At 59.2% G+C, this 8,476-nt stretch carries 6 protein-coding genes and 1 pseudogene; 2 read left to right on the top strand and 5 right to left on the bottom strand.

Going from position 1 to position 8,476, the window contains the following annotated elements:
• From BLP73_RS04460 to BLP73_RS18965, 5 genes are all read right to left on the bottom strand, one after another.
• A partial coding sequence (locus BLP73_RS04460) for a polysaccharide biosynthesis/export family protein (RefSeq protein ID WP_245686547.1) occupies positions 1–764 on the bottom strand: 764 nt, incomplete at its 3' end.
• Positions 765–985: 221 nt separating this feature from the next.
• Positions 986–1,732 carry a glycosyltransferase family 2 protein gene (locus tag BLP73_RS04455; protein ID WP_090740698.1) on the bottom strand — a complete coding sequence of 249 codons (747 nt, stop codon included), beginning with the start codon at positions 1,730–1,732 and terminating at the stop codon, positions 986–988.
• Positions 1,733–2,569: 837 nt separating this feature from the next.
• Positions 2,570–2,716 (bottom strand): hypothetical protein, encoded by a 147-nt coding sequence (locus BLP73_RS19315; RefSeq protein WP_175453236.1) that lies wholly within the window; start codon positions 2,714–2,716, stop codon positions 2,570–2,572.
• Positions 2,717–3,344: 628 nt separating this feature from the next.
• Positions 3,345–3,770 (bottom strand): hypothetical protein, encoded by a 426-nt coding sequence (locus BLP73_RS04450; protein ID WP_090740696.1) that lies wholly within the window; start codon positions 3,768–3,770, stop codon positions 3,345–3,347.
• Positions 3,771–4,350: 580 nt separating this feature from the next.
• Positions 4,351–4,803 (bottom strand): hypothetical protein, encoded by a 453-nt coding sequence (locus BLP73_RS18965; RefSeq protein WP_139165895.1) that lies wholly within the window; start codon positions 4,801–4,803, stop codon positions 4,351–4,353.
• Between the two features lie 1,800 nt (positions 4,804–6,603).
• On the opposite strand from BLP73_RS18965, the gene BLP73_RS04445 reads away from it, so the two are divergent.
• Both BLP73_RS04445 and glmU read left to right on the top strand, forming a co-directional pair.
• Positions 6,604–7,455: a sensor domain-containing diguanylate cyclase gene (locus BLP73_RS04445; RefSeq protein WP_245686546.1), complete on the top strand. Its 852-nt coding sequence runs from the start codon at positions 6,604–6,606 to the stop codon at positions 7,453–7,455.
• Positions 7,456–7,998: 543 nt separating this feature from the next.
• Positions 7,999–8,467 (top strand): annotated as a pseudogene (gene glmU, locus BLP73_RS04440) (bifunctional UDP-N-acetylglucosamine diphosphorylase/glucosamine-1-phosphate N-acetyltransferase GlmU); the annotation flags it as partial.
• Positions 8,468–8,476 lie beyond the last annotated feature (9 nt).

The raw sequence follows: 8,476 nt of genomic DNA, 5'->3' as shown, positions 1-8,476 counted from the left end.
GCGTTGATCATCTCGTTGCCGAGCGGCACGCGGGTCTGCCCGCCGAGAGCGCCAAGCGCGGTGAAGTTGCGCTGGTCTTCCTCGACCACGATCAGGTCGCCGGGACGGAGGGCGATGTCGTTGTTGGGGCTGGAATAGAGGTCGGCCAGCCAGACGCGGCCGGTCTCGTTCCCGCGCTTCACGGTCACGACGGCGACCTCGGGCGGGATGGCGACGCCGCCGGCCCGGGCGAGCATCGAGGAGAGAGAGCGGGTCGGACGCTCGATCGGGTAGACGCCCTGGCCACCGACGCGGCCCATGACCGAGACCGTGGCGCCGTCGCCGGCGACGCGGGCGACCGAGACCTGCGGGTCGGGTGTCTGCACGCTCAGCCGCTCGGTGATGACGCCGCGCAGCTGCTCGGGCGAGTTCCCGGCGGCGCGGACGCGGCCGGCGTAGGGCACGAAGATGAAGCCGTCGCTGTCGACCTGGATCTCGCTGATCTGGGCCTGGCTGGAGCCGATCGAGGTCAGCAGGCCGTCATCAACGTTCTCCCAGATCGAGAGGGCGAGGCGGTCGCCGGCCCGGATCTCGTCCGCGCCGACCTGGCCGGCGTTGCGGAAGGTCGACGAGAAGCCGAAGGACGGCACGAAGCTGGAGGCCCGCGTGACGTGGTCGTTCACGTAGATCACCTGGGCGTTGCCGCCCCGCTCGACGGCGCCGCCGAAAATCTCGTTTTTGGTGGGGCCCGAACGGGGCAGGGCGCAGGCCGAAAGCAGGCACATTGACGCCATCATGAGCAACCGGAGGGGTCCGGCTGTCGGATTCAAAACTGTCACCTCTTGCACTCCATCTTATCAGCTCCGGCAGACTACAGCCGTCGGTTGAGGAGAAATCTAGCCGTAGCGCAACGTGCAGGCTATCGTCCACGGAGTTCAATGTTTATGTAAGATGCAGATTTACGTCAGAGGGTTCGGCAAGATCCGGTCGCTCCGGCGGTCATCCTCTACCTTAGGATGAACTGAGGGATCTTGCTGACGTTCTTCCAGATCAGAGCGCCGGCTCCACCCATTCCACTGCTTCGCAATGCTCGGTAATCCTCTCGGCTTTTGCGAATCACCCGGTCCAGTGACTTGTTGCTTTCTCCGCCTACGCGCATTTTCACGAGAACCTCAGGAATATATCGAGCCCGAACGCCACCCTTTCCCAAGAACCGCAAGATCGCGTCATAGTCTGCGGCGATCCTATAGCTGGTGTCATAGGAGCCCAGCCTTACAAAGACGTCACGGCGAAGAAACAGCGTCGGATGGGGTGGCATCCAACCCCAGCGTAGGCGGTTCTTACTGAAGTTTCCTGACTTCCAGTGCCGCACTATTTTTGTCGGGTCGGATGCCGAGACATAGTCAAGATCACCATAGACTGCGCCGACTGCGGGATCCGCAAACTCATGGGCCACTTTGTCAAGGACGAAAGCATCGGCAAAAAAATCATCCGAATGCATGACGCCAATGACGTCACCTGTAGAATTGGCGATCCCCTTGTTCAACGCGTCATAGATGCCCTCATCTGGCTCGCTGATAACCCGCATGGCCGCTCGACTGTACTTCCGAACGTTCTCGATGGTCTTGTCCGTTGAGCCCCCATCGATAATCAAATGCTCTACATGCGGATAAACTTGAGCCTGTACGCTCGCGATCGCTTGACCCACGGTGTCTGCACGGTTGTACACGGCTGTCACAACTGAGATCTTCATGTTTCACTTTTCATGCTATGGCTGTCCCGTCGCTTCAGGTCACTTGGCGTTTAGATATTGGACCGATGTCTCCTGGCACAGGATAGGGTCCGGGTAACTAAGCTGGTTGTCGAGTTCTGTTACCGCAGCGTTATAGGGAAGAGGGCGCCGTTGCTACCGCCACCGTGTTCATGCTTTAGGAAGCGGCTCTTTCCATCCGCCTCAGTTGCAAAGATGAACTTCTGAGGCTGAAGCGAGGAGCCCGGCTGTCCGGCTTAAGGCCCCACAAACATTTCAACTGCTACCGGCCCTACGGAGACATGGCTTGTCGATCCTGCTGCGGGTCATGTTGATACTCAAGTGGGCGTCGTGAACTTAACCCAAGAATAGTTGTCATACGGGCGGACGGAGGCTTTTGTAATGACGCATCGACTCCTGCCACCTCCGAACTTTGCCTATACCCATGAGCAAAATGATGGCGTGACTCTAGTTTAACGTAGCGTGCAAACCGCTTCGCACGTGTTGGATGTCAAAGAAGCCAGAGCACTCGCTGCTCTGCCTGCTTCTAATGCAAGAGTAACCGATTGAGCCCGCTGAAGAGAGCCTCGCAGCACAGCGCCTGGATCAGCAAAAGAGCCTTCATGCGCCATCCGCTGAAGCATTGCACTCAGCTCGGTTCCGATGATGGTCACCGCAGGCCTCCTCGCTGACATTCACCCACCTGTGTTAACGTGCAACCGAAGGGCGAATCAAGATGCTTAATTGCAACGGAGAGGAAGTGCCTGCTAAGGGTGAGTCCTGGGGCGAATCGCGAAACTGATACATGGCCCGTTGCTGTAAAGCCGACACCGACGACGATCAGCGGGGTGACAATAAGATCGAGAAGTAGCCGGTTGAAGAAGAAAATGCTGTAGAAAACCAGGTCAGTGTTCCGGCGCCGACGCTGGCGGCCAGAGCGATCAGGCAAGACTGCCGGATGGCGAAGATCTGACCGAAGCTCGTCAAGCGCCGTTCGCGTAGGTCATGATTCCCTGTGCATCGCACGACCAGCTTGCCTCACTCCTCAATTATCTAAGGTTAACCTAAGTAAGGATTCAGATCCTCTGGCAGTGGCGCCAGCTCGCTTCCGTGAATTCAGCCGCTCCCCATACCCTTTTCCCGCTCGAAGGCGCTCTTGCCGTCCTCAATAACTTGGATGATTTGTTGCTATCGTTACTTACGTGAAACTCTATCGCTGAGCATGCTGTGCTGCTGGTCAAAGATGAGGAGCGGTGGCAGCGTCTGCATAATCCTGCCATCGGATTGCCGGTCCAGGCGATGCTCACCAAGTCTGCGGCCGATGCAATGGCGTCGGCCACAGGCATGGCATTCTCTGGTGAGAGTGGAGAGGGTCTTGACATAGAGCAGCCGCTGCGCGGCCTTGACACACTCGCCGCGAGCGCTCCGCCTGATCAGGGGCAGAGGGTTCAGCGTGAGAGCCACATTGACTTGTCGAACTGCGGGGAACTGCCCAGCACCGCGATGAGAGCTCCGGCGAAGGGAGCGGTCATCTCGACATCGACCCGGAACGTGGTGCCTTGCCGGAAGTCAGGGCAGTTGTTGGGTGTAACTGAAATCCGGCCATGGTGGCGTCTTAGCCCCTGATGCCGCGGAAGAACAGATCGCCCTCATGATCGCGCCCGAGCCGAAAAACCCCTGTCCGCGACACCGCCAGCCTCGTCCCATGTACTGAGACGCCACTCGGCCTCCGCCAGATCGCTGCGCTTGAACTGATCCGCTCCAGTTGATTTGCGAAACGCGACGGCATCCCAGTGTAGCACCGCGGCGAACTCTGCATGGGTAAGCGGTTGATCGTCAATGCAACCTGCACCTGTTTTGCATCGATCAGCGCCCAGCTATATGCATCAAGACAGTGCTGCAGCGGTTGCGGATCGTCGAGGTGGCACTCGATGCGGTGGCGAGTAACGCTGGACAGGCCGACGTACCACATCAGCAAGGCGACCAAGTCGTAGTAGGCCGGTCGTACTATGGCCTCGCCGCACGTGACTTCAATCGCCACCCCAAGGGCAAGATCATGCCTATTCTTGATGACAAATCTCGAGCGATCACTCGGCGCGAGTGTGGCTCGGAAGCTACATCTTCCGGGCGAAAGAGTAGGTGAGTTGCTAATTGGATTCGACGGTGCAGCTGCCCCTTGGCTAGCTTGCATGTAGTGCAAGAGAAACGCGTCATGTGCAGTTTACCTGAACAGGAAGTCGCGGAACATGCGGGACAGTGGACGTCTTGAGGCTCAGGATTCGAGCTACTCGCACTCGCACTCAGCCTACAGTAGGCGGGTGTCTCGAGCCTCAAGCGAAGGCCCCCGGTCAAGGCGCCGGGGGCCGTTTGAATCGACATCAATCCGGGTTGGTCAGTCTGAGAAGAACGGCCGATGGACCTCTGTCAGCCGCTGTCAGAACCAACCGGTTGCACGCAGCTCTACGTCTGCTCATTGCAGTGCGCAGCTCCAGGCTGTGAAGGCGCCGCAGCCGCACTCGTCAATTCGCAGCGCCTCTTCCTGAGGACCTGCGTGTCGGTGTAGGCCTGTCCATCACGGTCCTGCTGGTCCGAGCGTATATTAGTCATCTTGGTGCTCTCACCTACTTGTGGTCGAGGTGGTCGAAGCGTGTGCACATCATCCTGCTGCTGCCATCTTGCTTCCTGTTCAGTTCGCGCAGCGCATTCGACAAGGCATGGCGACCGGTCGGTCGGCGGCAGCGGCTGGCCAACGTCCACCAGGCTCTTCTTGCTCCTCCTCCACGCAGCGCCGAATTGCGCAGAGGACTACTTTCACCAGCGCCACAATCCCGCCTACGGCGCTTCAACCAGTCTGCTTGGCGCGTCCAGCCGGCGCCTGTCCCGTGTGCTGCGAGACGGTCGGCGGCGCGAAGCGCTGCAATCAACCCCTCGGCAGTGGTCAAGGCAGCCTGGCGGCCGGTGAGGTAGAGCGTTGTGAACATCACCGACGGAAAGCCGAAGACGCAGCACAAACAATGGTGGCGATCATCCGCAGGATCGAGAAGCGCCGCCAAACGCGGTTGATGGAGTGCCATGCCCTGCGCCTGGCTGCGACCGGGGACATCGGCATGGCGAGGGCTGCCTCGTCGAGACTGCATCCACCAAGCCGAGGAAGCTGGGGCTGAAGGTGTGTCTGTCGCCTGGCAAGTTTAGGTCAGGGCAAAGACCAGCAGGGCGAGGCTGGTCGTCCGATAAAACGCGCGAGTCGTGCCGCAAGAGGCGTCAGACAATCGCTTCATGTGGCCTCTCCTGCGGGGTGCCGCTGACTCAACGAAGAGGAGCACAGGTAGAACGCCTCTATCGTCTTAAAAAATACGCGAAGAAGATAACCCCAGCCACATCGTGCATGTAGTTGAATTTGGAAAGGTTTCACCCGGGAGCTGATGGATATCGGACATTTTCACCCGGACTTACCGGCGGAACCTCGCCTAGCGTGTGCCAGCAGCCCGTGAGCTGCCGAATCGCTGCGGCACGCCTAGTTTGTATAAGAGTTCGTGGTCAATTGGCGGCAGGCGTGCCGCAGCGATCCGCGAGATCTATAGCCTCACAACATCGCCTCTCTAGCCACAGCGTTGATGCCTCCCCGTCTTGAGTTGCCCGCAAGTACAGGCAACAGGAGGTTCAACAAGAGCGGCGCGATGTCGAAACGCGAGCAGCCCGAGAGAAGGAGCAAAGTTACAACGTGTGACAAATATACGCCGGGAATCCGCATGATCCCGTGCCCGGACGCGTACCCGCTTTTGCACTGAGAGGCCTATTCCTGATCGCGCTTGTCTGGCGCCCTCTTTGAGCAGCTTGACAAACAACTGCGAAAGATGCCGCAGTTGTTCTTCGGTGCGCCCCTGGTTCTCGACCTCGCAAGACTTAACTGGGCTGCGTGACCCTGATCGGCTCCGCAATCTGCCGGACTAGTTGCGTCAGCGTGACCTTCCCGTTTTCGGGTAGAGGATGTTGCCGAACTGGATGTGGAGGTGTGCTTCAGGAAATCGGACTGATCCACGTGATACTGGGCAGGATGCGCCCGTTGCCCGACAGCACGATCCTGTGCGTCCTGCCGATGCGCCCAAACCTCTCCAGAACAAGGTCATCCACGCCCTAGTTCGCTCCGGACAGACGGTGATCGCGGAGCAGGGCAATCTGACGCTGATCGGATCGGTTGCCTCGGGACCAAACTTGTGGCGGCGCGCAACAGCATGTTTATGGCAAACTGTGCGGCCGCGCCATGGCAGGGGTGCCACGGCGACGAGAGCGCATATCTTCTTCTTTCAGGACCTGAGCGCCGAGCTGGTGGCTATTACTGGGCTTTACCAAACTAGTAAACACTTGACGCCGCTGCCCTTCAACGCTGCACGTCCTGACAGAGCCTAGCGAGTTGAACCGCAAGCACGACGACGGCACGCGCAAGCTTGGCAGCGGCCTGGACCAGATCGACCGCAAGCAGGACGAGTGCAGCAGGAAGGTCGCGAGCGTTACGACCAGCAGGATGGCGTGCTTGGCCGCACTACACCGGCACGCAGCTGATCACGGACCGTGGCAGCCGGTAGCCACACTTCGCCATTGCCGCCGACGGCTGGTAGCAGCCGTACTTCGGCCCCGTTCTGCTCGGGGCTGACGAAGCAAAGTCGCGACAGGTGAAGCTGGTGAATGTCAAGGTTGTGCCGACCGATTTTTTGCACGTCGGAGGTTGAAAAAGATCACGGCTGAACTCAGACTTTGATATATCGTGGCAGTTCTTTTATGAGATCCGATTGATGCCGCTTCATCTCGCCCACTTACGGCAGTCCGATCCGCAAACGCTCATGAGACTCTTAGACTGCTCCCGCGACCTGGTGGCAGTGTTCGATCACGATGATCGGCTGGAGGCGGCAAATCTTGCGTATTGCCGGAGCTTCTGCTGCGATCTGGAAACCAGGCCGTTCTGGCACGACACCATGCGGGCCAACTACTTCAGTAACTGTGGTCCTGTCATAGAGTCAGATGACATTGAGGAATGGCTCCTGCAAGCTCGAGCAAGACGAGGGAAAGTTAGCCATCGCTCCTTCGAAGCAGAGATGCACGGGAACAAGTGGATCTTAGTTACAGAGACCGTAGCGCCGGACGGCCGCATGCTCTTCTATGGCACTGACATCACCGCTGTCCGAACGTCCAACCGTATACTCCGTCAGAAGCTGGGTGCAGCGCAGCGAGCTGCCGCAACCGATCCTCTTACGGGAGTCCCAAATCGGCGTTACGTGATGGATCAGCTTGAGGCTTGGCATGAAGCCCAAGTGACCGCTGCGGAGTTCGGCGAACATTCGTTAGCCGTGGTAGATCTAGACAACTTCAAAAAGCTTAACGACACTTACGGTCACAGTATCGGCGACGAGGTCTTGCGGCTGTTCAGCCGGCAGGCTGTCAATGGTGCGCGGCTAACAGATCTATTCGGAAGGATTGGAGGAGAAGAATTTCTCTTCTTTTTCCCCAACTGCTCTGTTGAAGTTGCGCAATTTCGAATTAGTACCCTGCAGTCAATGGCGCTTTCATTCGGCGCCGGTCGCAAAGCTGTGACGATCACGTGCACATTCTCTGGCGGTGTGGTTCGCGTTCGCGCGGATCAAGACATTCACGACGCCATCCGAGCAGCTGACAAGTTATTGTACCATGCGAAGAACATGGGCCGCGCGCGAGTAATAATCAATGGCCCATAGTGGCCACAGGTTCGATAACGAGCCTGAACGGCCGCATGTTCCACTCGCTTCCACCCCCATAAGGTTGTCCTTGTCGGGGTGCGTGATCAAGTGCCGCCAGATGATATTCTCATAGGGCGAGTGGCACTACTGGCCGATTAGGAAGGCCTGGGCGCTGATGAACCAACAGCACTGACGAGGTAGTCTATGAACAGCAACCAGATCGTGGCAAATCAACCGTCCGAAAGTCAGTCGCACGGGTGCGCCACTTCTGGTTTCAGGAGCAGCTGCGTTCACGTTCAAGGCCTCCCTGCTTCGGGAGTGCTTGAAGCGGCTCTGACGGTGTTCTCGCTCCCGAGACGCCGACGCCCCGGCTCAGAAACACCCGCATGCGCAGGGCTGCAGGAGGGAGGTCGTCCGGCACAACCACGGCCGGTGCATCCGTTGTCCAGCGGAAGCTTGTGGGCCAACCGCACGATGTGTGGCGGCGAGGTGACAGTGAAGCATGAGCCGCCGTTGCAACCCGCAAGCCTCTAGACGGCCACTCTGGATCTTACTTATGGCGGCGTCACCCTAATTGATCCAGGCAGCGTCTTCCTCGCGCTGGATACCGTCATCGGCCGCGATACCATCGTCTGCCCCAACGTCGTCTTCGGTCCCGGCGTCATCGTGGAATCCGGCGCCGAGATCCTGCCCTTCTGCCATTTCAAGTGCTGCCACATCTCCTCGCGCGCCCGCGTCGGCCCCTTCGCCCGCCTGCGCCCTGACGCGGAATTGGGCGGCGACGTCCACGTAGGCAACTTCGTGGACATCAAGAACGCCGTGCTGGGCGAGGGGGTGAAAGTTGGCCCCCCGGGCCTATTTGGGCGCCCATGTCGGCAAGCACCGCACCGAGATCGGCCCCCGCGCCTTCATCGGCAGCGACGCAATGCTAGTCGCGCCGGTTTGCGTCGGCACCGACGCGATGACCGGCTCGAGCGGCCTCGCGATCCGCCTGATGCAAGCCCTGCGCACCAAGAAGGAGACCCGTTGATGTGCGCTG

Source organism: Paracoccus tibetensis (assembly GCF_900102505.1).
Taxonomy (GTDB): Bacteria; Pseudomonadota; Alphaproteobacteria; order Rhodobacterales; family Rhodobacteraceae; genus Paracoccus; species Paracoccus tibetensis.
This window is presented reverse-complemented; position numbering and strand designations above follow the sequence as displayed.